Source organism: Sorangium sp. So ce131 (assembly GCF_051519095.1).
Classification (GTDB): domain Bacteria; phylum Myxococcota_A; class Polyangia; order Polyangiales; family Polyangiaceae; genus Sorangium.
The window spans coordinates 1,444,637-1,466,346 of the sequence record NZ_CP150455.1; the positions used below are offsets into that span (position 1 = coordinate 1,444,637).

Sequence of the window (21,710 nt, forward strand, 5' to 3'; positions counted from 1 at the left end):
GCTTCAGAGGTCGGCATCCGGCGCGAAGCACGACGGGCACGTCGGGCAGGACGGGTTGCCCTCGACGTTGGCCACGACACCGGAGGTGGCCGGGGCAACCAGGGTGATCTCGTCGAGCGGGATGCCGCTATAGTCCTCGCCGACGATCCGATTGCTCGACGGAATGCCCGTATCCGTCCGCGTGAGCCGGACAATTCCCGCGATACGGTCGCTCTTGTCGGCCGCCTCGACCACCGCGCTTCCGCGGAAGCCCTCGACCGTCTCGAAGTGGCTGAGGGTCGCCGCGACGACGTTCGCGGCCACGCTGACCTTCGCGCCAGGCCGGAGGCCCGCGTGGGTCACCGCGCCGACGATCCCGCCGGCCTGGTTGTGGAACGTCACCGTCAGGTCCGCGGGCGTATCGCCCACGTTCTGCAGCGCGAGGGTCGCGTCGTATCCGCCCGTCACCCCGTGCCACGACACCTCGGGGAACACGAGCCGCGAGCTGCCCTCGTGCACGTCCCGGAATGCCGTCACGTACACGGCGCCGGGGACGTCCGCCGCCGCCTTGCCCACCCCGACGAGCGCGCCCGCCGCGTACGCCCTGCCCGAGCCGCTGAAGCCAGGTCCGACCGAGGCGCTGCACGCCAGGGAGCTCTCCTTGGTGTACGGCGGGATGCGCGCCCCCTCGACCGTCGCCCGGACATTGCCGGACAGGTCGAGGTAATCGACCGAGAGCGCCTGCAGGAGCTCGCTCGCGTTCATCACGGCGTAGGCGGTGCGAGCGCCGAACGCGTCGCAGAGCGCCGTGGCCAGGTGGAGCTCCCTGCCGCGGCTGCCGCGCAGCCTGGAGCCCTCGACGCCCTCGTACATCGCGGCGCCGCGCGGCCTCGGGCTGCCCGGATACCCGAGCTCGAGCGCGAACACCGCGACGGGCGCGGGGCTCGCCGGGTCGCCGGCCAGGTTCGCCTTGATCCTGGCCGCGGCGTTGACCTGGCCATACCCCGAGAGCCACGCCGCGGTGTGCAGGTCGATGATCCGCGCGCTGTGCGCGGGGAGATCCTCGATGGTGGCGACGGCGCCCGCGCCGCAGGAGCCGTCCGCGCACCGCAGCGAGATCTCGACGTCGACGGGCTTCTCGCTCGCGTTTTGCACCGCGATCACCGAGCTGTGGTCGTACGCGTTCTTGGCCACGGTCGGCAGATACACGATGTGATCGGCGCTGGCCGCAGGCACGGCCGTGCCGCGAGGCACGTTGACCACGGACGTCGCCGTCCTGGGGACATAGGCCACCGAGACGGCGACGTGACGGCTCGCGTGGACGACGGCGGACCCCTCGAAGCCGGCGGGGAACCCGGCCGTGGAGAGCTGGAAGGTGGCGTTCGGCGCGAGCCCGCGGCGCTCCTGCGTGTGGTGCGCGCCGAGGGGGTTCGAGGCCGCCGCGGGGCCGATCGCGTTCGTCGGGAGCTGATCCCACGAGAACTCGACGGAGACGTCCGCCGCCTTGGTATCGGTGTTGGTGATGGTCAGGACCGTCTCGAACCCGGCCTCGAGCGCGGAGGTGGCCCCGGAGGGGGTGTCATCGTGCACGACGAGCGGCACGAAGCTCGTGTAGCGGTGGGCCGGGCCCGCCGCGCCGCCCCAGCCGGCAATGACGTCGGCGATCTGCTTCTGCAAGCTGACCGGATCGGCGAAGGAAGGGCCGGCATCCTCGCCCGGCGCCACGATCAGGGCCTCCAGCGCTTCTCCGTAGAAGGTCGGCCCCCCCGAGTCCCCGTCGCCGACGGCAAAGGGGCTCGAAGCGACCGTCAGGGCCGGCCGGCGCACCGAGCTCGCGGCCGCGAGGGAGCACTCCCTCCGCAGCTCGATGCTCCATGCCCCCTCCCAGTGGACCATCCGCTTGACGCCCGCCTGCCCGCCCGCGAAGCCGATCGTCCTGCGCTTCGGGCGGACACGCTCCGTCCACGCGCTGGACGGCGCGTCGGACGGCGCGTCGGACGGCGCGGCGCTCGCGAGCGGCGCCGGGACGGCGAGCTGTTCCTCGGCGCCGCCGTCCGCCGCGACGACCGCGCGGCTCGCGAGGCGCACGACCGCGACGTCCGTGAGGCGGTCGCCGTTCGAGAAGCCGTGCCATCGATCGATGGGCAGGCGCGTCTGTCGGATCGTCGCGCGGCCGGTCGCATCCGACTGGAGGTAGAGCACGAAGGCGTGGCGCGGATCGTGGTTTGACACATCGGGGGCGATGCCGGATTCGAGCATGCACCCGTGGGTGGTGAGCACGTGCTGCTCGTCGATGAGCGTCGCGGCGCACCTCGGGCCGTCCAGATCGAGCAGGCCGACCGCGGGATACCACCCATAAGCGGCGTCCGTCACGCTCTCGCGGGTCGTGGTCGCGAGCGCGCCGCCCGCCGCGTCGAGCGCCTCCGGGGAAGGTCCGCCGTCCGTGCCGTCGCCCGCGCCGCAGGCGAGGAGAGGCTGGGAGGCGATCAACATCATCACGATCGAAGGGATCTTCATGGCAAACCTCGTGCTCGGGGCAAAAGCTCCCGTTCATCGGCGCCCTCGAGAACAAGGCGCCTGGCGTGTGGAAGCGAGCAGCCGTCGGCCTGCGATCACGCCGATCTCGGCCAGGACCTGCGCGGTCCAGCAGGCTGCCCTCAAGACCTCTGTACGCCGAGCGTCCCGGATGTCTGACGACCCCCTCGCGTTTTTCCCTCGGGGGACCAGCCATCGCCAAGGGGCCCAGCGATCGCTCAGGAGACCAGCTTTCGCTCAGGGCACCAGCACGCGGAGGCTCGCCCAGTCCAGCGTGAAAAATTCGGCTCTCATTGTAAGCGCCGCCTCGCGCAGGGAGCGCGCCGCGTCGAAGGGAGCGCTCTCCGGAGATGCGCGCGACGTGGGGGATGCATGCGATGTGTTGTAGAGCGCCCCCATGAGCCGCTCGGCCATCCGGTCGTCGATCGGGCGCACCGCGGCGATGACCGACTCGGCCCCGGCGACCACGAACGCCTGCCCGAGCCCGAGCCCAGCCGCCCGGGCCTCGGGCGCCGTGCGCGCCGTGTCGCACCCGGAGAGGACCACGTGCGCCGGCACCTGCGCGAGGGCCAGGACGTCTCGCACGGTGAGCCATCCGCCCTGCGAGAGGGGCAGCCCGCTCTCCCAGCCGTCCCGCCCGCCGAAGAAGCCGTGTCCGGCGTAGTGGAAGAGCCGCGCCTCGGGCAGCTCCAGCAGGCCGCGGACGGCGCCGTGGGTGGCCTGGTCGCCGGAGAGCCGCGCGACGCGGAAGCCGCCCGCGGCGCCGAGCGCCTCAGCGACGGCGTCCGCCTCGCGCCGCGCCGCCGGCAGATCATGCCGCGGATCGGCCACGACGAGCGCGAGCGGCACACCCGCCTCGGTCCGGGGCGAGGAGCGGCCGCGGCGCCCCGGCAGATCCACGGCGTAGGCCACCGGCGCGTGCGCGACGAGCGGCTCGCCCTTCCAGGGCAGCGCATGAAAGTCGACCCGATCGAGCTCGCCATACGGCGCGAACCGGATCCGCCGCGCGGCCTCGATGGGCCCCCGGAGCGGCTCGAGCAGCACGCGCGACAGCTCGGCCACGGGCGCGCTCGCCGTCACCGGGGGCAGCCGGCGCGCCGCGACGTCCTCGGCCGTCACGGCGAACGCCGCCCAGCCCTCGCGGATCGGGTGGAACACGAGGAGCAACTCGCCCGGGTCGAGGGGCGGAAGCGCGCCGTCGCCGCCGCTCGCCGCCGGCGGCGCGCCGCTCGCCGCCGGCGGCGCGCCGTTCGCCTCCGGGCGACCGAGCAGGGAGAGCGCGCGCTCGAGCGCCGCCTCCACCTGCGCCTCGCGGGCCCGCCGCTCTGCCCGCGCGCTCGCGAGCGCGTCGGCCGCGAGCTTCCAGTCCCCGCGCGCCTCCCGATCGAGCGCCTCGCGCTCGCGGCGGTACTCCGAGACCGCCGCTTCCCAGCGCGCGCGCTCCTCGGGGCCGAGCGCCTCGACGCGTAGCCGCGACCGGAGCGCCGCCAGCGCCCGCGCGCGGGACCGCCGCGCCGCCATGGCCGCCGCCTTCACGTCGTGGCGCAGGAGGAAATCCACCTGCCTCCGCGCGCCCTCCTCGGCCTGCCCGAGGAAGCTCTCCCGGCCCTCGCCGAGGGGGACGAGCAAGCTCTGGTCGCCGAGCAGCGCCTCCGCCTCCACGTAGGCGGCGCGCGCCTCCGCCACGCGCCCCAGCGCGCCGAGCGCCTCCGCGCGCCCGAGCGCGGCGTGCACGCGGCTCCCTGGGAACGCGCCGCTCGCCGCGAGATCGGCCATCCGGCGGTAGATCCCGAGCGCGTGCGCCGGCTCGCCGCGGCCGAGGGCGATGCGCCCCTCGACGTCGAGCAGCCAGACCGCGACGCGCGCGTCGGGGTCGGGCCGCTCGCGCCGGGCCTCGTCGAGGTGGCGGCTGGCGCGCTCGAGGTCGCCGCCGAAGAGCTCGGCGAGCGCGAGGTTCGTGAGCACGTTGGCGCGCTCGTCAGGGCTCGGGCACGCCCCGCGCCGGAGCGCGAGCGCCTGCTGGAGCGGCGCGATCACGCCCTCGCGCGCCGGCGCGGGGCGGTCTCCCCGCGCGAGCTGCTGCACCCCGAACCACCCGACGTTCGTGAGCATCGCGGCCCTCCGGCAGGGGCGCGCGTCGGGCGGGAAGGCCTCCTCGACCTCGCGCAGGAGCACCTCGCCCTCGGCGCCGCGCCCGAGCTCTTGCAGGACGAGCGCCTCGAGCTGGAGCACGTCGAGCCGCTGCTCGTCCAGACCGAGCCGCTCGGCGCCCTCGACCGAGGCGCGGAAGCGCTCGAGCGTCGCGCGCAGATCCCCGGCCTCGTACGACAGGAGCCCCGCGTAGTAGGCCCGGCGGACGTGCCCCTCGGGATCGGCCTCGGCGTGCGGATCGAGCCGGTCGAGCACGCGCCTCGCCTCGGCGAGCTCGCGGCGGCGGAGGAGCAGGGTGTAGGCCTCGGCGAAGCTGTCGTGGAAGGCGTCGGAGATCCGGCCGAGCGCGAGGTGCGCGGGGATGGTCTGTTCGAGGCGCAGGACCGCGGCGTCGATGTCCCCGCGCGCGAGATCGATGCGGGCGAGCTTGCCGAGGGCCCGGGTCCGCCGCGCGGGATCCGGATCGGAGCGGAGCGCGTCGAGGCGCCGCGCCGCCTCGTCGAGCGCGCCGCGCTGGCGCAGGTCCTCGGCCTCGTCCAGCGCGGCGTCCGGCTGGAACGGCCGGAGCGCCCACCGTCGCTCGGCGCGCGCCTCGCCGCGCGCGGCCGCCACGACGAGCGCACGTGCGCCCGCGGGCACCTCGAGCCGGAGCCGCAGGCCGCCCTGGATCGGCGCCCCGTCGACCGGGAGCGGGCTCGCGTCGGCCGTTGCCTCGAGGCGGGCGCCCTCGGGGACCTTCACCCAGACGCGCAGCGTGCCGTCCCGGGGCAGCTCGCAGATCAGGCCCGCGAGCACCGCGCTGCAGCCGGCGATCTCGGCCTCGAGCGCCAGGGCCAGCGGGGCAGAAGGCGGCGCGGGCGGCGCGGGCGGCGGTCCTGCCACCTCCGCACCGTCGCTCGCGAGCAACGCGACGAGCAGCGCCAGGGCGGGCGGAGACCGGATCGCGCGCATCCTGGGCAGGGTATCACGCCCCCCCGGCGCGACTCTTGGGCGCGCCTGCCCTTGACGGCCCGGCCACGCGCCGTTACTAAAACTGAACCACATGGTTCAGTGTCAGCAGGTCCTCGATCGCTCGTTCGCCGCGCTGTCCGACTCGACCCGGCGCGCGATCCTGCTGCGGCTCGGGCGCTCCGAGGCCTCCCTCAGCGAGCTCGCCCAGGGCTTCGAGATGACGTTGACCGGGCTCAAGAAGCACGTGCACGTCCTCGAGGAGGCCGGGCTCGTCACCACGGAGAAGGTCGGGCGCGTCCGGCGCTGCAGGCTCGGCCCGCGGCGCCTCGAGGACGTGACCACGTGGATCACGTCGTACCGGACCCAGCTGGAGCAGCGCCTCGATCACCTCGAAGACTTCCTCGAACGCACGAAAGGAACGCCATGACCCAGTCCGTGAATGAGCTCAGAGCCAAGGTCAGCACACCCTCGGATCGCGAGATCCGCACCGAGCGCATCTTCAACGCGCCCCGCGAGCGCGTGTGGAAGGCCCTCACCGATCCCGCGCTGGTCGCGCAGTGGTGGGGGCGCGGCAACAAGCTGGTGATCGAGCGCATGGAGGTCCAGCGCGGCGGCCGCTGGAGGTTCGTCGAGCACGCCCCTGACGGCGCGCACGGCTTCGAGGGGCGTTATCGGGAGGTGACCCCGCCGGAGCGCGTCGTGCAGACCTTCGAGTGGGACGGCATGCCGGGCCATGTCCTGGTCGAGACGATGACGCTCGAGGCGCTCGCCGACGGGCGCACCCGGCTCGTCACGGTGTCGCTCTTCCACACGACCGAGGAGCGGGACGGCATGCTCCACACCGACATGGCGGAGGGCATGGAACAGAGCTACGCGGCGCTCGACAAGGTGCTCGCGCAGCTCGGGTGAGCCGAGGCCCACAGGCCACGACGCGCGCAGCGCTCACCGCGCCGCGCGCGCCGTGGGCCGCCGGGGCGCTGCGATGCTCTGTCGGCGCGGCGGGCCAGGCAAACGAGGTTCTCTCCTCCGGCGATGAGCGTCGCTCATGGGGTTGAGCAGGCGGACGGTGGTTGGGCCAACGCGTGGCTCATGGGGTTGCGCAGGCGGAGGGTGGTTGGGCCGACGCGTCGCCGCGCCGGGGGCGCGTGGCCATGGACCCGCCGCGTGGTGGATGGTAGTGTCCGCCGCGATGTCGGGGAGTGTTGCCCAGCTGGAGGACCACCGTGTTGCGCTGACCGGGCATTGTTACCGGATGCTGGGTTCGGCGGTCGACGCCGATGACGCCGTGCAGGAGACGATGGTGCGCGCCTGGCGGAGCCTCGATCGGTTCGACGGCCGCTCGTCGCTGCGCACCTGGCTGTACCGCATCGCGACGAACGTTTGCCTCGACATCCTGGCGGATCGCTCGCGCCGGGCGCGCCCGGTCGAGGAGGGCCCGGTCGGCACCGTGGACGACACGCTCGAGACGCGCCCGCGCACGCACTGGCTCGAGCCGGTCCCCGACGCCGGCGCCCTGCCGGCGGACGTCGACGCCGCGGAGAAGCTGGTGCTCCGCCAGAGCATCCGCCTCGCGTTCGTCGCGGCGCTCCAGCACCTGCCGCCCAAGCAGCGCGCGGCGCTGCTGCTCACGGAGGTGCTCGGCTGGTCCGCCGCGGAGGTGGCCGAGAGCCTGAGCACCTCGGTCGCCTCGATCAACAGCGCGCTCCAGCGCGCGCGGGCGACGCTCTCGACCCGCGACCTCGGCGACGCGCGCGTCTCGCTGTCCGACGACCAGTCCGCCTTGGTCGACCGCTACGTCACGGCCTTCGAGCGGTACGACGTCGACACGCTCACGACGCTGCTGCACCAGGACGCCGTCCTGTCGATGCCACCCTACACCCTCTGGCTCCGCGGCCACGACCCGATCCGCGCCTGGTTGCTCGGCCGGGGCGCGGGCTGCCGCGGGTCCCGGCTCATCCCGACGGCCGCCTGCGGCTCGCCAGCGTTCGGGCAGTACCGTCCCGCGCCCGAGGGGGGCCACAAGCCCTGGGCGCTCATCGTGCTCGAGCTCTCGGGCGACCGCATCGCCACGATGACGTCCTTCCTCGACACGGAGGCGCTGTTCCCGCGGTTCGGCTTGCCGTCCGAGCTCCCGGCGTAGCCGCCGATCCGCCCGGGATCGGCCCGGCGATTTTTTGGGGGGGCGACCGATGATTCCTGGAGGTCGCCGGGGTCTATGGGGTGAATCCAGCACGGAGGCACCCATGACCACGATCGTCGCCAGCATCGAGCAGCATGACCACCGCCCCGCCGCCCGGCATGACGCCGGCCCGTCGTCCGCCGTCGCGGCGTCCGGCGCGGCGCCGTCCAGGCGAGCCCTCTGGGGCGGCCGCGTCCTGAGCGGGCTGGCGGTGCTCTTTCTGACGTTCGACGCCGCGATCAAGGTGCTCGGGCTGGTCCCCGCCGAGCAGGGGAGCGCCCAGCTCGGCTTCCCGGCGAGCCTCGTCCCCACCCTCGGCGTCATCCAGATCGCGTGCCTTGTGACCTACCTGATCCCGCGCACCGCCGTGCTCGGCGCGATCCTGTGGACCGGTTACCTCGGCGGCGCGGTGGCGATCCACGTGCGCGTCGGCAGCCCGCTCTTCAGCCACACGCTCTTTCCGATCTATGTTGCGGCGCTGCTCTGGGCGGGGCTCTGGCTGCGCGACCGCCGGGCGCGCGCGCTGCTCGCCGCGCCCTCGACGCTCGGCCGATGATTTTTGCGATTTCTCGAAGTCTATAAGGCACAGGGAGAAAAATTCATGGCAACCAGCAATGCTCGTAAGATCTTCGTCAACCTGTCCGTCCGCGACCTGAAGAAGTCGATGGAGTTCTTCTCGAAGCTCGGCTTCGAGTTCAACCCGCAGTTCACGGACGACAAGGCCACCTGCATGATCATCAGCGAGGAAGCCTACGTCATGCTCCTCGTGGAGCCGTTCTTCAAGACGTTCATGAAGAACGAGATCTGTAACACGAGCACACATACGGAAGCGCTCATCGCGCTCTCGTGCGGCAGCCGTGCCGAGGTCGATGAGATGGTGAACAAGGCGATCGCGGCGGGCGGCCGGCACGCGGTGGACCCGCAGGATCACGGCTTCATGTACAGCTGGAGCTTCTACGACCTGGATGGCCACCACTGGGAGGTCCTCTGGATGGACCCGAGCGCCGTCCAGCCCTCGTAGCCTACAAAGTGTCTGGTTCGCCTACGTTCGCCTACGTAGCGAGCGCCTGAGCCCGGCTTGTCCAGCCGGGCTCGTGCTGTCGGCGGGCGCTGGTGAAGGTGCCAAAGTCGCGACTCCGCCCCGAGTTTTCCTGATAACGTCGGGGGTGGAGCGGCAACGGCGTGCGGGGTTACGTCGGCAACACGGACTTCGACTGGTACTCGTTCCTGGTGGCGCGCCCGGAGCTTCAGGAGGTCAACTTCTGGCAGCCGTCCGGCGGTCGCAAGTTCGCCGCCGTGTCGCCGGGCGAGCCGTTCTTCTTCAAGCTGAAGAAGCCTTACTACGCCATCGCCGGCTTCGGCTGGTTCGCGCGGCACGTCGTTGTCCCGGCGATGCTGGCGTGGGAGGCGTTCGGCGTCGGGAACGGCGCGCCCGATCTCGCCACGATGCTGGCGCGGATCGCGAAGTACAGAGCGGATGGCGGGAGCAACCCGCAGACCTCGCTCGTCGGCTGCCTCATGATCGCGCAGCCGGTCTTCTTCGAGGAGCGCGCCTGGATCCGGCAGCCGGCGGACTGGGAGGCGAACATCGTCCAGGGGAAGACCTACGATGTGACGCAGGGGGAGGGGAGGCGCATCCTGGACGCCTGCCTGGAGCGGTCGCAGCGCAAGCAGCTCGGCGACGCCAGCGCGCCCCCGGCGGAGGCCTTGCTGCATGCCCGGGAGCGGACCACCGAGCGCTACGGCGCGCCGCAGCTCGTGCGCCCGCGTCTGGGTCAGGGGACGTTCCGTCTCTCGGTGACCGACGCCTACGCCAAGGCCTGCGCGGTGACGGAAGAGCACTCTCTGCCCGTCCTCGAAGCGGCTCATATCCGGCCTTACTCCAAGGAGGGGAGCCATGAAGTCGAGAACGGGCTCCTGCTCCGCACGGACATCCACCGCCTGTTCGATCAGGGCTACGTCACGGTGACGCCGGAGCACAGGTTCGAGGTGAGCCGGCGCCTCCGCGAGGACTATTCCAACGGCCGCACCTATTACGCGCTGCACGGCAAGCAGATCCACGTACCGAGTCGATCGGCCGACAGGCCGTCCAGATCGCTCCTGTCCTGGCACAATGAAAATGTGTTCCTGGGCTGAACGGGAAGGCGCCGCAGAGCGCGCTGGCGCGTGTGTGCTCGAGGTCGCGCCGCGCCGTCTTGTCGCGGAGGAGTGATCGGGCAGCCGTCGCGCGTGCAAGACGGAGGAGCACGCCGGCAGCTCGCCCGACGGCGGGATCCCCGCTGAGGCTTCGCCAGCGCGCCTTCGGGCGACGGCGGCTCCGGCCCTGCGCGCTCCCCCGGGGTGTCGCCGCCGCGCATGCACGAGCTTGTGTTAGGCTCCGCCCGATGTCGCTCCTGGACTCCCCCGACCCTGCCCACGCGTCCGCGGTGAAGCGGCTCAGGGCCAGGCTCCGAGCAGGCAACCCGGAGGCTCGTGCGGTACTCCTGAACTTGATCGAGGAGGACCGGGTGCTAAGCGGTGATCGTGCGGCGTTCCACGCCGGACTGGCGGGCTCGACCCGTCGCCTCGCGAAGGACCGGTTCAAGGAGGCCGCCCGGGTGGCGCCGCGGACGCTCTCTGTCCCGTCACCCCGGCCTCCAGCCATCAAGGACGACTGGTGGCACCACGTGACGCTCAAAGCACTACGGGACTACGGGTACGTATCCCTGGCCATCAAACGGTCGCGGCCGCCGCCGCGCATCCCGCTGGCTCGCCCGATCGGCCAGAGCGCGGGCGGCGCAGGTGTTTCCGTGTGGGTCACGAGCAGCACGGCGCCAGATGCGGATGATCTCCGCGATCGCCTCGGTCTCTGCACGGTGAAGAGCGGCAATCATTTCTATCGTATCCGTATCGCCGTGCGCTCCGCCCCCGGCCGGCCGCTCTATATTCCAACGGCGCTCGACGCCGGCTGGTATCCCGCGTGGAGGCGGCCGGGCCCCGGCCACACGGATCCTTGGGGCATGACGCGGCATCTCCGGACCGACGCGCCGTCGGAGCCGGAGCTGCTCGTGCTCCCGGATGCGGCCGACGCGCGAGAGGCGCGTTATCTCGGCGAGATCAGGACGACGCCGCCGCGCGGCTATCTCCGGAAGCGGAGGCTTCCATGAGCGACGCACCCGCGCTCACGCGCATGAGCGCAGCGAAGCTCCGCGTATGGCTGCTCGCCCGCATGCGCGGGGAAGAGGAGAATCCGCCGGTCTCCGAGCTCCACATGGAGAGCCCGGACGACTACGTGGCCACGATCCACGAGCAGTCGCGCGACAAGGCGTTCCGCGGGCGCCTGGAGAAGGCGATCGTCGCCGCGCTCGAGGAGGCGGCGCGGGGGGACTTGCGGAAGGGGCCGGACGCGCGCGCCGTCCGGTATCTGGCCGAGCTCGCCGACACCTTGGAGCTGCGCGAGGCCGCGACAGTGCTCCATGAGATCGCGGAGCGCGGCGCCTTCGGCGGCAACGAAGGGGCTCTCGATTCCGACGCCGAGGGGTTCGTGCTCTTCGCGCTCGCGGGGCTCCAAGAGCCAGGCGAGCTCTGGTCGAAGTGGCTCGCCGTCTGGAAGCGCGAGCTTCCGCGCCTGTGGCCGGTGGTCACCGCCGGATTGCGCTTCTCGGATCCACAGCAAGCCCTCGCCATCCTTCCAGAAGCGGCAGAGCGCGCCCGGCGTTTCTCGGACTTTCCGCTGGGCGACGTCCTCTGGGCGTTTGCCACGGATCCGACTTATGAGCCAGGCGCAATTGCTCGTGCTCTGTCGGGGATCTCGGACGAAGCGCGCAGGCAGTGCCGCGAGGCGCTTGCGGCGATGGGCGCCGAGGAGCACGAGCTTGCTCTCTGGTTACCCGGCCCGGGACCTGCGAAGCCCACGATTCCTGACTGGGCGCGGCGCAAGAACGAGGGTCCGGATCGACCCCCGCGGCTCCAGGAGGCCGCATGAGCTTCACCGAGCCGAGCCGACGGGTGGTCACGTTCTACTCGTACAAGGGCGGCGTCGGGCGCACCATGGCGCTCGCCAATGTCGCCTACCGCCTGGCGAACACGCACGGCCTGAATGTCATCGCCGTCGATTGGGATCTGGAAGCGCCCGGCCTACACCGCTTCTTCGGGATCTCTCCGGAGACCGTGGCCTCGAGCAACGGGATCCTCGACTACTTCGTCGCATGGCGCGACGCCGTGACGCGTAACGCTCCCGAGCCGCCGGCCGAGGTTGAACGCGTGCTCGACTGGCTACTGCCCATCACTGATGAACAGCACGCTCCCAAGTTCGGCTCGCTCCGGCTGCTCCTCGCTGGCCGGCTCGACAGGACGTACAGCGAGCGTCTGGCAGCGTTTCACTGGCACGATTTCTACGCCCGGACGGCCGGCGCGGCGGCTGTGGAGACGCTACGGGAGAAGCTCGTCCACGAGGCGGATGTCGTGCTGATCGACAGCCGCACTGGCTTGACCGACATCGGCGGAATCTGCACCGTTCAGCTCCCGGACGCGGTGGTGCTGCTCACCGCCGCGAACCTTCAATCCTTTGAGGGCACCGAGAGCGTGGCCCGCGCCATCGCTCGGGCGCCGGAGAAGGAGCGCACGGGCCGCGAAAGGCCCCGTGTGTGGCTCACCGTGAGTCGCGTACCGCTGGTGGAGGAGAGCTACCTCGCAGAGAGGTGGTTCGCGGACAACAGCAAGAGCTTCGAGAGAGGGCTCCATGATGGCTTGTGGCTGAAGGAGGACCACCCGGACGGGATCCGCACACATGTGCTTCCGCACCGGACGCGCTGGGGGTTCGAAGAGGTAGTCTTGCGTGAAGGGGGCGTGGTAGATCAGAAGGATCCGCTTGTGCTTGCCTATGAGCAGCTCACCGGGACACTGCTGCGGTGGCTTCGTAAGGAGGCCGTTCCAAATCCGTCGACCCTCGGCGCAGTGCCAGCCGCCGCACCTCGCCCGAACAGCATCGCAGAGCTCCAGGCGGAGGCCGCGGCAGCAGAGAGGAGAGGAGACACCCTCGGCCTCGCCATGACGCTGCACGAGCTGGCGAGGGAGCTCGGCAACGCGAACAAATATGAAGAGGGGATTCGTCGAGTCGAGCAGGCGATTGGTATATTCTTGTCACGTGGTGCGCATCCTGAACATGCTCGCGCTTTAATTAGGCTCGGTCAGCTGCTGGTTTTTGCAGGACATCAGGATGAGGGTGAAGAAGCATTGGCAAAGGGGCTGGCGATCGCGCGACAGGTAGACGAGAAGGTTACCGAGGCTGCCGCTCTCGCTTCCCTTGCAATTGCGCGGTTCGGTCGAGGCGCCGAGCAGGATGCGGCAAGCTTGGTTGACCAGATAGGTGTGATAGTGTCTGGTATGGATTCGTCTGATTCGAGAGTAGCTTATATTCTCCGGAATAGCATCGTGGCGTCCTATTTTGTGGATAAGGATCATGCCGCGAAGCTCGTCGGTCAGCTTATTGCCTCCGCCCGTAATCCCGGGACTGCCGAAGCTGCGAAAATCATCGCGGGAGAGCTCAAGGAGCTTGAAGACTTTCTTCCGAGTCTTTTTGGTGAGTCTGCCCTCCGCACCGGCATGGGCGAGTCAGGTCCCAACCAACCTCGAATCAAAGAATCGGATCAAGACGCGTCCTCTCGGAGCCGTCCGGCCCGGCGGCGCCCTTCGTCGAGCGTGACGAAACGCTCCGGTAGTCGCTCCAAGTAGCTCGGCCAGCGTAGACTCGCGCCCCTTCGATGCCCTCCGTCCAGCAGAACCCCTGGCGCCTCTGCGCCTACTACGGCGTCCACTCGCTCTTCTTCCCGATGGCCGTCTTCCCGCTGTTCTGGACGAAGGACATCGGCATGAGCGTGGCCACGATGCTCAGCGTGCAGGCGTTCTTCGGCCTGAGCATCGCGCTCTTCGAGTTCCCCTCGGGCTACATCGCCGACCGGCTCGGCCACCGCCGCGCGCTCGTGCTCGGCACCTCCTTCATCCTCGTCGGCTGGCTGGTCTATGCCCTCGCGCGCGCGATCTGGTCGGTGCTGGTCGCGGAGCTCGTGCTCGGCGTCGGCTTCTCGTTGATCTCGGGGGCGGACGCCGCGCTGCTCTACGACTCGCTGCGCGAGCAGGGCAAGGAGCACGAGTTCGCCCGCTGGTACGGCCGCATGCGCTCGATCGCGCAGGTCTCCGAGGGGACCTCCGCGCTGGTCGCGGGCCTCCTCTACGCGCGCTGGTCCCGCTTGCCGTTCGTCGCCGAGGTGGCGGTCTGGGCGCTCGCCCTCGGCATCGCCCTGCGGTTCGGCGAGACCCGGCGCGCGCAGCCCAGGGTCGAGAGCCACCTCGGCCGCATGCGCGCGATCGTGCGCGACGCGCTGCTCGAGCGCGCCGACCTGCGGGCGGTGCTGCTGCTCGGCGTGGCGTTCGCGCTCGCCGCGTACCTGCCGGCCTGGCTCATGGCGCTGTACGCCACGGAGGCCGGCGCCGACGTCACGTGGATCGGCCCCATGTGGGCCGTCGCGAGCTTCACCACCGCGCTGGGCTCCACGCTGAGCGAGCGCGCCGGCCGCTGGCTCGGCATGACGGGGACCTTGCTCGCGTGCGTCGCCCTGGTGGCGATCGGCTACTTCGGCCTTGCCTCCTCCCACCACGTGTTCGGCTTCGTGTTCTATTTCCTGCTCACGTTCATGCGCGGGCTGCACATGCCGCTGCTCCACCACGAGGAGCAGCGGCTCGCCCCCGAGGACGACCGCGCGAGCTGCGTCTCGCTGCGCAGCTTCCTGTTCCGCAGCGCGTTCGTGCTGCTCGGGCCGGTCGTGGGCATGGGCGTCGACCGCTACGGCCACCACCCCGTGCTCTGGGTCGCGGGAGCGCTCATGGTGGCGCTCACGCTGGCGGCGTTCAGCCTGTTCCGCGCGCGCACCGCGGCGTGAGGGGCGAGCACAAACGCGCCCTCTCCGCGGCACAGGCACACGCGCCCTCGCCGAGGGGCGCCCTCGCCGCCGCCGCGCCGCGCGCCCTCACGCCCCGCGGCGCAGCTGCTCGCGCACCTCCATCAGGATTTTGCCGAGCATGTTCCGCCCGCTCCCGTCGCCGCCGTCGGCCCAGTAAGCGTCGTTCGTGGTGTGCTCGACGAGCTCGGCGTCCCCGGTGTCGAGCAGGATCTGTCGGAGCTCCTCGTGCTGGGTGAACTTCGCCAGCACCACCTCGCGCATGATGTCGTCCTTCACCTGCTCCCAGTCCGGGCGCAGCGGCCGGCTCCGCTGGCGGCCCATCCGCGCCGCCTCGCCGGGGCCGGGGGCATTCCGGATCTCCTCCTCATGGTCGGTCCCGGGAAACTTCTGGGCCTGGAAGTAGTGCTCGCTCGTGGGCCACGACTTGCCTTTCAGCGTGACCGGGTGGCGCGAGAAGTTCGAGAAGACCCCGTAGGCGTCGCCGGCGCGGTAGAAGCGGATGACAGGCATGAGGCCGATCCTAACCCATACGCCGTCGGCCGGTGGCGCCTCGCCCGCGCACGTGCCCGCCGCGGCCTCGCCGCGAACGTGCCCGCCGACGCCTCGCCCGCGAACGTGCCCGCCGCGACGGCCTTGGCGTCGCGCCGCGCAGAGCGGTACGCTCGCGGCATGTGCCGGAACATCCGTCCTCTGTTCAACTTCGAGCCTCCTGCCACGGAGGAAGAGATCCGGGCGGCGGCCTTGCAGTACGTGCGCAAGGTGAGCGGGACGCGCAGCCCGAGCGGCAAGAACCTCGCGTGCTTCGAGCAAGCGGTCGACGACATCGCCGCCGCCACGCGCCGGCTCGTCGATTCGCTGGAGACCACGGCGCCGCCCAAGAACAAGCTCGTCGAGGCCGCGAAGGCCCGCGTCCGCAACGCGCGCCGCTTCGGCACCTGAAGCGCAGCGGGGCCGCTCGTGAGCGCCCCTCGCGGGGGCTGCCGGGCGGAGCGCGACGGCGCGGAGCGCGAAGGGGCAGAGCGCGACGGCGCGCGCCGCGCTCCGCCGTGTCGTTCAGCGCGGCTTCACGGCCCCGGCGTTCTCCGCGGCGACCAGGGCCAGCGCGCACAGGTCGAGATCGGCGTGGCCCCGCCCGATCGCGCTCAGGAGGTGATCGCGCACCAGGCTGGCCACGGGCAGGGGCGCGCTCACGCCCTCCGCCGCCTGCAGCGCCAGCCCGGCGTCCTTCAGCGCGAGCGGCATGCGAAAGCCGTCCTCCGGGCTATACCGCTCCTCGACCATCATGGTCCCGTAGTTGCGGTAGAGCGGCGCCGCGAACACGGAGCCCGTCATCGCGTCCAGGAACGTTTGCGGCGGGAGCCCCGCCTTCCGCGCGACGGCGAACGCCTCCCCGAGCGTCTCGATCGTCGAGAGCAGCATGAAATTGCCGAGGATCTTCGTCAGGTGGGCGAGGCGGGCGTGCCCCCCCACGTGGAACGTCCTCTGCCCCATGGCCTGAAAGAGCGGCTCGCAGCGCGCGACGGCCGCGGCCTCGCCCCCGGCGAACACGAAGAGCTTCCCCTGCGCCGCGGCCGGGGGACGGCCGAAGACCGGCGCCCCCACGAGCGGACACTGCGCCTCGGTGTGGAGGTGCTCCAGCTCGTCGGCCAGCGCGACGCTGATCGTGCTCATCGAGAGGTGGATCGCGCCCTTGCGCATGCCGCTCAGCATGCCCTGCTCGCCGTGCACCACGGCGCGGAGCGCCTTGTCGTCCGCCAGCATCGTGATGACGACCTCGCCCTGCGCGGCGGCCTCGCGCGGCGACCCGGCCCAGGCCGCGCCCTGATCGAGCAGGCGCTGCGCCTTCTCGCGCGTGCGGTTGTGCACCGTCACCCGATGGCCCGCCTCGATCAGGCGCCCGGCCATGCCCGCGCCCATGTTGCCGATCCCGATGAATCCGACGTCCATGCTCGCTCTCCTTGAGACCGTGATTCCCGGGGGAAGGTGCGCTGCTGAGGACCGCCTGCCCGGGCGACCCGAGCCCCGGTCCCGCGGCCTGTCAGCGACGCCTCCCGGGCGTCGAGGTGCCAGCTTTGTTCGCGGCTCGAAGGCCGGCAACCTTTTTCGCCGCCAGGCGATCCATCGCCGAGACGGTCTCAGCCATCCCATTTCCGCGCAGCGAGGTGAGGGCGCAGGGGCGCAGAAGAGGAGGTGAAAGGGGAGGCGAGAGGCAGGAACCCCTCATTGGGACGACGCGCGGCAGGAGCGAATCTGCTTCTCGTCTGCTTTGGGGGCCTGTGCGCCTTTGTGCCTTCGCGTCCGTGCCTCCTCTCGTGCCGCCGTTGTGCAGGCGCGCGGACGCGCATCGGCGCGAAGTTATGCGTGGCCCGCCTTGGCCCAGGATGCGCCACGTGCGATCGCCGCGCCGCGCGTCCCGGCGCGCAGCTTCTGCGACCTTCTGGGGCAGCGCTCAACCCGTGGGCTGCTTCGAAGCCGAAGTGAGCCTATGGTACGCAAGTTGCCATTCAGGGGATTGCCAGCGCTCTGGCTGTATGCTGGCAGCGCGAAGATTCGTGAAAACATGTGACGTTGCGTGAGCAGCGCCCGAACCGGAGGTCGCGATGAGACAAGTCGTATGCAGTCTGGCCATCTTCTCATGGATCAGCGTTATCGCGGGGTGCGGCAGCGTCGCCGTGGACGAACGCCCGTCGGACGCCGGAAGCGGCGGCAGCGGCGGCGGCGGCGGCCCGGACAGCGCGGCGTCGAGCAGCAGCAGCGGCAACGGCGGCAGCGGCTCGGGCGGCGGCGAGGAGGGCTGCTTCCTGCGGCAGGACACGAGCACCCTCACCCTCGCGCTCGAGACCCACGAGGGCAAGACCCTCGGCTGCACGGGCGGATTCCGCGAAGGCGACGGCGATGTCGTCATCCAGGGCCAGGTCGTGGAGGTGGGCGACACGTCGGTGCTCATCGACAGCTGCCCGCCCACACACGACTGCGTACCCAAGCGCTCCAGGCTCTCCGTGAGCGAGCCGGGCTTGCTGCTCGCCGTGACCGAGGGGGCGCTCGTCGAGCTGCGCATGGCCGTCGAGACACCGATGGGCTGCGGCGCGAGGCTCCTCCTGATGAACCTCCCGTCGTGGGGTGACATCGACAACCCCGTGAACCCCTCCAGCGCGCTCCTCCTGGCCGCAGCGGACGGCCTCGACACCACCTTCCCCGAGTCGCCCTTCCTGCTCTACAAGGAGCTGGAATGCACGACGGAATTCGAGGGCAGCCGTCATGAGGTGTACTTGTTCCGCTTCATGGAGGCCGATTCCCCTGATGCTCGAGGGGTCTTCGTCCCCCAGGGCGAGGAGAGGATCTGGACGTCTTCCTCGAGCGCGCTTGGGTCGCTGCGGATCCGCAACCTGCGCTCGTACGAGAGCGGCCTCCCGGACGACTTCTGGAACTGGGCCTACTGGATCATCCCTGACCTGAGCCGCTGAACCGCCGAACAGCTTCCCGAGCCGAGCTCCGCGTCATCACCGGCGCGTCGTGCGGCGTGCCCTCGGACGACAGTGAACGGGCGATCGGGGCGACGCCGGCCGGCATTGCCCTCCGCGACGCGAAGTGCGACCGTCTCACCGCCATGCGCGTCCTGATCGCCGGGGCTGGTATCGGAGGGCTGACGGCAGCGCTGAGCCTGAACGCGGCCGGGATTCAGGCGCACGTCGTCGAGGCCGCCGTCGAGATCAGGCCGCTGGGCGTCGGCCTCAACCTCCTTCCGCACGCCGTTCGAGAGCTGACCGAGCTCGGCCTCGCTGACGCGCTGGCCGCGGAGGGGATCCCGACGGCCGAGCTCGTGTACCACGACCGGTTCGGGAGCCGGATCTGGTCCGAGCCGCGGGGCGTCGCCGCCGGGTACCGCTGGCCTCAGATCTCGATTCACCGCGGCGAGCTCCAGATGCTGCTGCTCGCGGCGGTGCGGCGGCGCCTGGGCCCCGCCAGCGTGCGCACGGGGCTCGCGGTGGAGCGCTTCGACCAGCGCGCCTCCGAGGTGCACGTCGCGTTGCGCGACCGGGTGAGCGGCCGCCTCGAGGTCGAGAGCGCCGACGTCCTCGTCGGGGCCGACGGCATTCACTCGGTGGTCCGCGCTGCGCTCCACCCGGGGGAGGGGCCGCCGCGCTGGAACGGCGTCCACATGTGGCGAGGCCTGACCGAGGCCGAGCCGTTCCTCACGGGGCGCACCATGATCATGGCGGGGAGCAACCTGAGCGCCAAGTTCGTCGCTTACCCGATCTCGCGCGCCGCGGAGCTCCGCGGCCGGGCGGCGATCAACTGGGTCGCGGAGGTGCGCCGCGGCGAGGGGGCGACCTTCGAGCGCGAGAGCTGGAGCCGTCGGGGCCGCGCCGACGACGTCCTGCCCCATTTCGCCGCGTGGCGCTTCTCCTGGCTCGACATCCCCGCGCTCATCGCCCGGGCGCCGGCGATCTACGAATACCCCATGGTCGACCGCGACCCGCTCCCGTCGTGGGGCGCCGGCCGGGTGACGCTGCTCGGCGACGCCGCCCACCCCATGTACCCCATTGGCTCGAACGGCGCTTCTCAGGCGATCCTCGACGCGCGCGCGCTGGCCTTCCACCTCGCCACCGCGAGCGCCCCCGAGGCCGCGCTGGCCAGCTACGAGGCTGCCCGCCGGCCGCCCACGAGCGCGCTCGTCCTCGCGAACCGGGCGATGGGCCCCGAGCGGGTCATGGCGATCGTCGAGCAGCGTGCGCCGCAGGGATTCGCGCGGATCGACGACGTGCTCAGCAGGGAAGAGCTGGAGGAGATCGCGCGCGCCTATCAGGAGACGGCCGGGTTTCAGATCGAGGAGCTCAACAACCGGCCATCGTGGAGCGTGTAGCGCCGCGCGCGGCGGATTCGACCTGCCGCACGTTCACTGGGCTGCTCCGCCGTGGTACACCGCGGCCCATCCATGTCGGCCCAATCCACGTCAACCCAATCCACGTCTGACCGCGTGGCCCTCGTCACCGGAGCGGCGTCGGGCATCGGCGCGGCGACCGCGCGGAAGCTGGCGCAGAGCGTGCGCGGCCTGGTCCTCGTCGACCGGAGCCGCGACGCGCTCCACGCCCTCGCCGAGGAGCTCGAGGGTCCGGAGCTCCTGCTGCGCGACGTCGACGTCGGGGAGGAGGCGCCGTGGTCGGAGCTCGAGGCCGCCGTCGAGCAGCGCTTCGGCAAGCTCGACCACGTCGTCGCGAACGCGGGCGTGGCCCATGGCGCGCCCATCACGGAGACGACCTTCGCCGACTGGCGCCGCGTCCTCTCCGTGAACCTCGACGGCGTGTTCCTGACGCTGCGCACGGGCCTCCGCCTGCTCAGGAAGTCCGGCCGCGGCGGCACGGCCGTCGTCGTCTCCTCGATCGCGAGCGCCAAGGCCGAGCCGGGCATCGCCGCGTACGGGGCCTCCAAGGCGGGCGCGTCGCAGCTGGTCCGGGTCGCGGCGAAGGAGGGCGCGCGCGACCAGATCCGCGTGAACGGCGTCCTGCCCGGCGGCGTCGAGACGCCGATATGGTCCCAGGCGCCGTTCTTCCAGGGCCTCGTGAAGACCGCCGGCAGCGAGCGCGCCGCGTTCGACCAGATGGCCGCCATGGCCACGCCCCTCGGCCGTTACGCGAGCGCCGACGAGATCGCCGGGATCGTCCTGTTCCTCCTCTCCGACGCCTCCGCCACCATGACCGGCGCCCTGGTAGTGAGCGACGGCGGCTACTCCCTTTAGAGAGAGGCGGTCGCCCGCTTCGGATACGGGCCCATCTCGACGTTTTCGGTGCTCAGCGCACAGGAGTGCGCTTCCGCGCCGAAAACGCCGATCTGGGCCCGTCTCCTGTGCGGGCGACCGCCTCTCTTTGCTTTGGGGAGGCGGAATCGGGGAGAGGATGGGGGGAGGGGATGGGGGAGGGGGAGGGAGAGGGAGAAGGGGGGTTAGAAGATGGGGCAGGTGGTTAGGCGGCCGATGGCGTAGGGGCGGACGGCGGGGGCGTAGTAGGTGGCGCCGGAGGTCACGCTCCAGGAGTAGCCTAGTAATGTGCCTTGGAGATCGCTGTAGAGGCGCATGTAGGCGGTGCCGGGGCCCGGGGTGAACGTGCCGCCGTTGCACGCGCCGGTCCAGCGGCTGTCGGGGTAACTCACGCTGCAGCCGTGGACCGCCGTGGTCGCGTCGGCGATCTGGACCGACCACTGGATCGTGTTCGCGTAGATCGGGTTCATCGGCGAGGGGAGCTGGCTCGCGGGGCCGAGGAGGATCACGGAGTGACCGTTGTAGACGCTGGTCGCGTCGATCGACAGGACGTCGCCCGCGGCGAGGTCGTGCACGCTCGTGATGTGCGTGAAACGGTTCTCCGAGATGATGTTGAAATAGTACTGGGCCGAGACCGGGCTGACGGATCCGAAGGCTGTTCGGATGTCGGTGCCCGTGATTCCAAGTGCCTGCTTCATCACGAGCGTGACGAACGAGGCGCCATTGCCGGTCGATGCTCCGGATTCGATGATGTCGAGCGCGGCGTCGGCGAGCTCGGAGCACGCCTCCGCAGGGGCGGCGCCGAGCGCGACGAGAGAAGCAGCAGCAGACACCATCAGGAAACGAGCCGCATTGCTGAGCATGAGTCACCTCTTGGAGGGTGTTGACGTTCCTGTGCGGCAGGCCAGGTGAGCGGGTAGGAGCGCCGAGCAGGTGCAATCAGAAGAACGCACCTGATCGAGCCGAGCCTGGAGCCCCCCTGGTCGGACCGAGCCTAGAATCGCACCATGCCGGGTGCGACACTAGAATTAAATATTTACCGCTTCATCGTCGGCAGCGTCAACACGCATCGGGACCCTCGAGCTCATCTATTCGTGGTGGAGATCGGACACCGGTGTGTGTGTCTGTGGTGTCCTGCCGCCGTCGCGGATGTCGGCGTGCGCTGGACGCCGCGCCGATCGCGAGACGCCGGGTGAGGGCGTTGACCACCTCGACAGCGACA

At 71.0% G+C, this 21,710-nt stretch carries 19 protein-coding genes; 14 read left to right on the forward strand and 5 right to left on the reverse strand.

Annotated elements, in window-relative coordinates:
* Positions 1 to 3 precede the first annotated feature (3 nt).
* Together WMF43_RS05265 and WMF43_RS05270 are read right to left on the reverse strand one after the other, a co-directional pair.
* A complete protein-coding gene (locus WMF43_RS05265; RefSeq protein ID WP_437677899.1) occupies positions 4 to 2,496 on the reverse strand; it encodes a hypothetical protein in 2,493 nt (830 codons plus the stop codon).
* Between the two features lie 255 nt (positions 2,497 to 2,751).
* The gene (locus tag WMF43_RS05270) at positions 2,752 to 5,616 is read right to left on the reverse strand and encodes a CHAT domain-containing protein (RefSeq protein ID WP_437677901.1); all 2,865 of its coding nucleotides are present in this window, start codon (positions 5,614 to 5,616) and stop codon (positions 2,752 to 2,754) included.
* 91 nt (positions 5,617 to 5,707) lie between these two features.
* On the opposite strand from WMF43_RS05270, the gene WMF43_RS05275 reads away from it, so the two are divergent.
* The 10 genes from WMF43_RS05275 (at position 5,708) to WMF43_RS05320 (ending at position 14,712) form a co-directional block, all read left to right on the forward strand.
* Entirely contained in the window at positions 5,708 to 6,043 is a 336-nt protein-coding gene (locus WMF43_RS05275; protein WP_437677903.1) for an ArsR/SmtB family transcription factor, read from the forward strand.
* A complete protein-coding gene (locus WMF43_RS05280; RefSeq protein WP_437677904.1) occupies positions 6,040 to 6,525 on the forward strand; it encodes an SRPBCC family protein in 486 nt (161 codons plus the stop codon). Before WMF43_RS05275 ends, WMF43_RS05280 begins: the two co-directional genes overlap by 4 nt.
* Positions 6,526 to 6,805: 280 nt before the next feature.
* The gene (locus WMF43_RS05285) at positions 6,806 to 7,756 is read left to right on the forward strand and encodes a sigma-70 family RNA polymerase sigma factor (protein ID WP_437683949.1); all 951 of its coding nucleotides are present in this window, start codon (positions 6,806 to 6,808) and stop codon (positions 7,754 to 7,756) included.
* A 103-nt stretch (positions 7,757 to 7,859) separates the two neighbouring features.
* On the forward strand, positions 7,860 to 8,351 hold the full coding sequence (locus WMF43_RS05290) for a DoxX family protein (RefSeq protein ID WP_437677905.1): 492 nt from the start codon (positions 7,860 to 7,862) through the stop codon (positions 8,349 to 8,351).
* Positions 8,352 to 8,396: 45 nt separating this feature from the next.
* Entirely contained in the window at positions 8,397 to 8,816 is a 420-nt protein-coding gene (locus WMF43_RS05295) for a VOC family protein (protein WP_437677907.1), read from the forward strand.
* A gap of 161 nt (positions 8,817 to 8,977) precedes the next feature.
* On the forward strand, positions 8,978 to 9,931 hold the full coding sequence (locus WMF43_RS05300) for an HNH endonuclease (protein WP_437677909.1): 954 nt from the start codon (positions 8,978 to 8,980) through the stop codon (positions 9,929 to 9,931).
* Positions 9,932 to 10,179: 248 nt separating this feature from the next.
* Entirely contained in the window at positions 10,180 to 10,941 is a 762-nt protein-coding gene (locus WMF43_RS05305; RefSeq protein ID WP_437677910.1) for a hypothetical protein, read from the forward strand.
* Positions 10,938 to 11,759 carry a hypothetical protein gene (locus tag WMF43_RS05310; RefSeq protein ID WP_437677911.1) on the forward strand — a complete coding sequence of 274 codons (822 nt, stop codon included), beginning with the start codon at positions 10,938 to 10,940 and terminating at the stop codon, positions 11,757 to 11,759. Before WMF43_RS05305 ends, WMF43_RS05310 begins: the two co-directional genes overlap by 4 nt.
* Positions 11,756 to 13,507: a KGGVGR-motif variant AAA ATPase gene (locus WMF43_RS05315; RefSeq protein WP_437677913.1), complete on the forward strand. Its 1,752-nt coding sequence runs from the start codon at positions 11,756 to 11,758 to the stop codon at positions 13,505 to 13,507. Before WMF43_RS05310 ends, WMF43_RS05315 begins: the two co-directional genes overlap by 4 nt.
* A gap of 29 nt (positions 13,508 to 13,536) precedes the next feature.
* Positions 13,537 to 14,712 (forward strand): MFS transporter, encoded by a 1,176-nt coding sequence (locus tag WMF43_RS05320; protein ID WP_437677915.1) that lies wholly within the window; start codon positions 13,537 to 13,539, stop codon positions 14,710 to 14,712.
* A gap of 87 nt (positions 14,713 to 14,799) precedes the next feature.
* Here the strand turns inward: WMF43_RS05320 and WMF43_RS05325 are convergent, their stop codons facing one another.
* Entirely contained in the window at positions 14,800 to 15,243 is a 444-nt protein-coding gene (locus WMF43_RS05325; protein ID WP_437677917.1) for an NADAR family protein, read from the reverse strand.
* Positions 15,244 to 15,402: 159 nt separating this feature from the next.
* Between WMF43_RS05325 and WMF43_RS05330 the strand changes: the two genes are divergently transcribed.
* Complete coding sequence (locus tag WMF43_RS05330; RefSeq protein ID WP_437677919.1) at positions 15,403 to 15,672, forward strand: DUF2277 domain-containing protein; 270 nt, start codon at positions 15,403 to 15,405, stop codon at positions 15,670 to 15,672.
* Between the two features lie 114 nt (positions 15,673 to 15,786).
* On the opposite strand, the gene WMF43_RS05335 is transcribed toward WMF43_RS05330, so the two are convergent.
* Complete coding sequence (locus WMF43_RS05335; RefSeq protein WP_437677921.1) at positions 15,787 to 16,680, reverse strand: NAD(P)-dependent oxidoreductase; 894 nt, start codon at positions 16,678 to 16,680, stop codon at positions 15,787 to 15,789.
* Positions 16,681 to 17,333: 653 nt separating this feature from the next.
* Here WMF43_RS05335 and WMF43_RS05340 point away from each other — a divergent pair.
* The 3 genes from WMF43_RS05340 to WMF43_RS05350 all read left to right on the forward strand — a co-directional run bounded on the left by WMF43_RS05340 (position 17,334) and on the right by WMF43_RS05350 (position 20,470).
* Positions 17,334 to 18,197, forward strand: a complete 864-nt coding sequence (locus tag WMF43_RS05340; protein WP_437677923.1) for a hypothetical protein — start codon at positions 17,334 to 17,336, stop codon at positions 18,195 to 18,197.
* Between the two features lie 143 nt (positions 18,198 to 18,340).
* Positions 18,341 to 19,597 carry a flavin-dependent oxidoreductase gene (locus WMF43_RS05345; protein ID WP_437677925.1) on the forward strand — a complete coding sequence of 419 codons (1,257 nt, stop codon included), beginning with the start codon at positions 18,341 to 18,343 and terminating at the stop codon, positions 19,595 to 19,597.
* Between the two features lie 114 nt (positions 19,598 to 19,711).
* Positions 19,712 to 20,470, forward strand: coding sequence for an SDR family NAD(P)-dependent oxidoreductase (locus WMF43_RS05350; protein ID WP_437677926.1), 759 nt, complete (start codon positions 19,712 to 19,714; stop codon positions 20,468 to 20,470).
* A gap of 203 nt (positions 20,471 to 20,673) precedes the next feature.
* On the opposite strand, the gene WMF43_RS05355 is transcribed toward WMF43_RS05350, so the two are convergent.
* The gene (locus WMF43_RS05355; protein ID WP_437677928.1) at positions 20,674 to 21,351 is read right to left on the reverse strand and encodes a hypothetical protein; all 678 of its coding nucleotides are present in this window, start codon (positions 21,349 to 21,351) and stop codon (positions 20,674 to 20,676) included.
* Positions 21,352 to 21,710: the final 359 nt, after the last annotated feature.

Coding starts and splice junctions, on each gene's coding strand:
- WMF43_RS05325 (WP_437677917.1), bottom strand. CDS start 15,243: ATGCCTGTCATCCGCTTCTACCGCGCCGGCGACGCCTACGGGGTCTTC.
- WMF43_RS05265 (WP_437677899.1), bottom strand. CDS start 2,496: ATGAAGATCCCTTCGATCGTGATGATGTTGATCGCCTCCCAGCCTCTC.
- WMF43_RS05335 (WP_437677921.1), bottom strand. CDS start 16,680: ATGGACGTCGGATTCATCGGGATCGGCAACATGGGCGCGGGCATGGCC.
- WMF43_RS05320 (WP_437677915.1), top strand. CDS start 13,537: ATGCCCTCCGTCCAGCAGAACCCCTGGCGCCTCTGCGCCTACTACGGC.
- WMF43_RS05305 (WP_437677910.1), top strand. CDS start 10,180: ATGTCGCTCCTGGACTCCCCCGACCCTGCCCACGCGTCCGCGGTGAAG.
- WMF43_RS05340 (WP_437677923.1), top strand. CDS start 17,334: ATGAGACAAGTCGTATGCAGTCTGGCCATCTTCTCATGGATCAGCGTT.
- WMF43_RS05275 (WP_437677903.1), top strand. CDS start 5,708: ATGGTTCAGTGTCAGCAGGTCCTCGATCGCTCGTTCGCCGCGCTGTCC.
- WMF43_RS05345 (WP_437677925.1), top strand. CDS start 18,341: ATGCGCGTCCTGATCGCCGGGGCTGGTATCGGAGGGCTGACGGCAGCG.
- WMF43_RS05315 (WP_437677913.1), top strand. CDS start 11,756: ATGAGCTTCACCGAGCCGAGCCGACGGGTGGTCACGTTCTACTCGTAC.
- WMF43_RS05285 (WP_437683949.1), top strand. CDS start 6,806: ATGTCGGGGAGTGTTGCCCAGCTGGAGGACCACCGTGTTGCGCTGACC.
- WMF43_RS05295 (WP_437677907.1), top strand. CDS start 8,397: ATGGCAACCAGCAATGCTCGTAAGATCTTCGTCAACCTGTCCGTCCGC.
- WMF43_RS05290 (WP_437677905.1), top strand. CDS start 7,860: ATGACCACGATCGTCGCCAGCATCGAGCAGCATGACCACCGCCCCGCC.
- WMF43_RS05355 (WP_437677928.1), bottom strand. CDS start 21,351: ATGCTCAGCAATGCGGCTCGTTTCCTGATGGTGTCTGCTGCTGCTTCT.
- WMF43_RS05310 (WP_437677911.1), top strand. CDS start 10,938: ATGAGCGACGCACCCGCGCTCACGCGCATGAGCGCAGCGAAGCTCCGC.
- WMF43_RS05270 (WP_437677901.1), bottom strand. CDS start 5,616: ATGCGCGCGATCCGGTCTCCGCCCGCCCTGGCGCTGCTCGTCGCGTTG.
- WMF43_RS05330 (WP_437677919.1), top strand. CDS start 15,403: ATGTGCCGGAACATCCGTCCTCTGTTCAACTTCGAGCCTCCTGCCACG.
- WMF43_RS05280 (WP_437677904.1), top strand. CDS start 6,040: ATGACCCAGTCCGTGAATGAGCTCAGAGCCAAGGTCAGCACACCCTCG.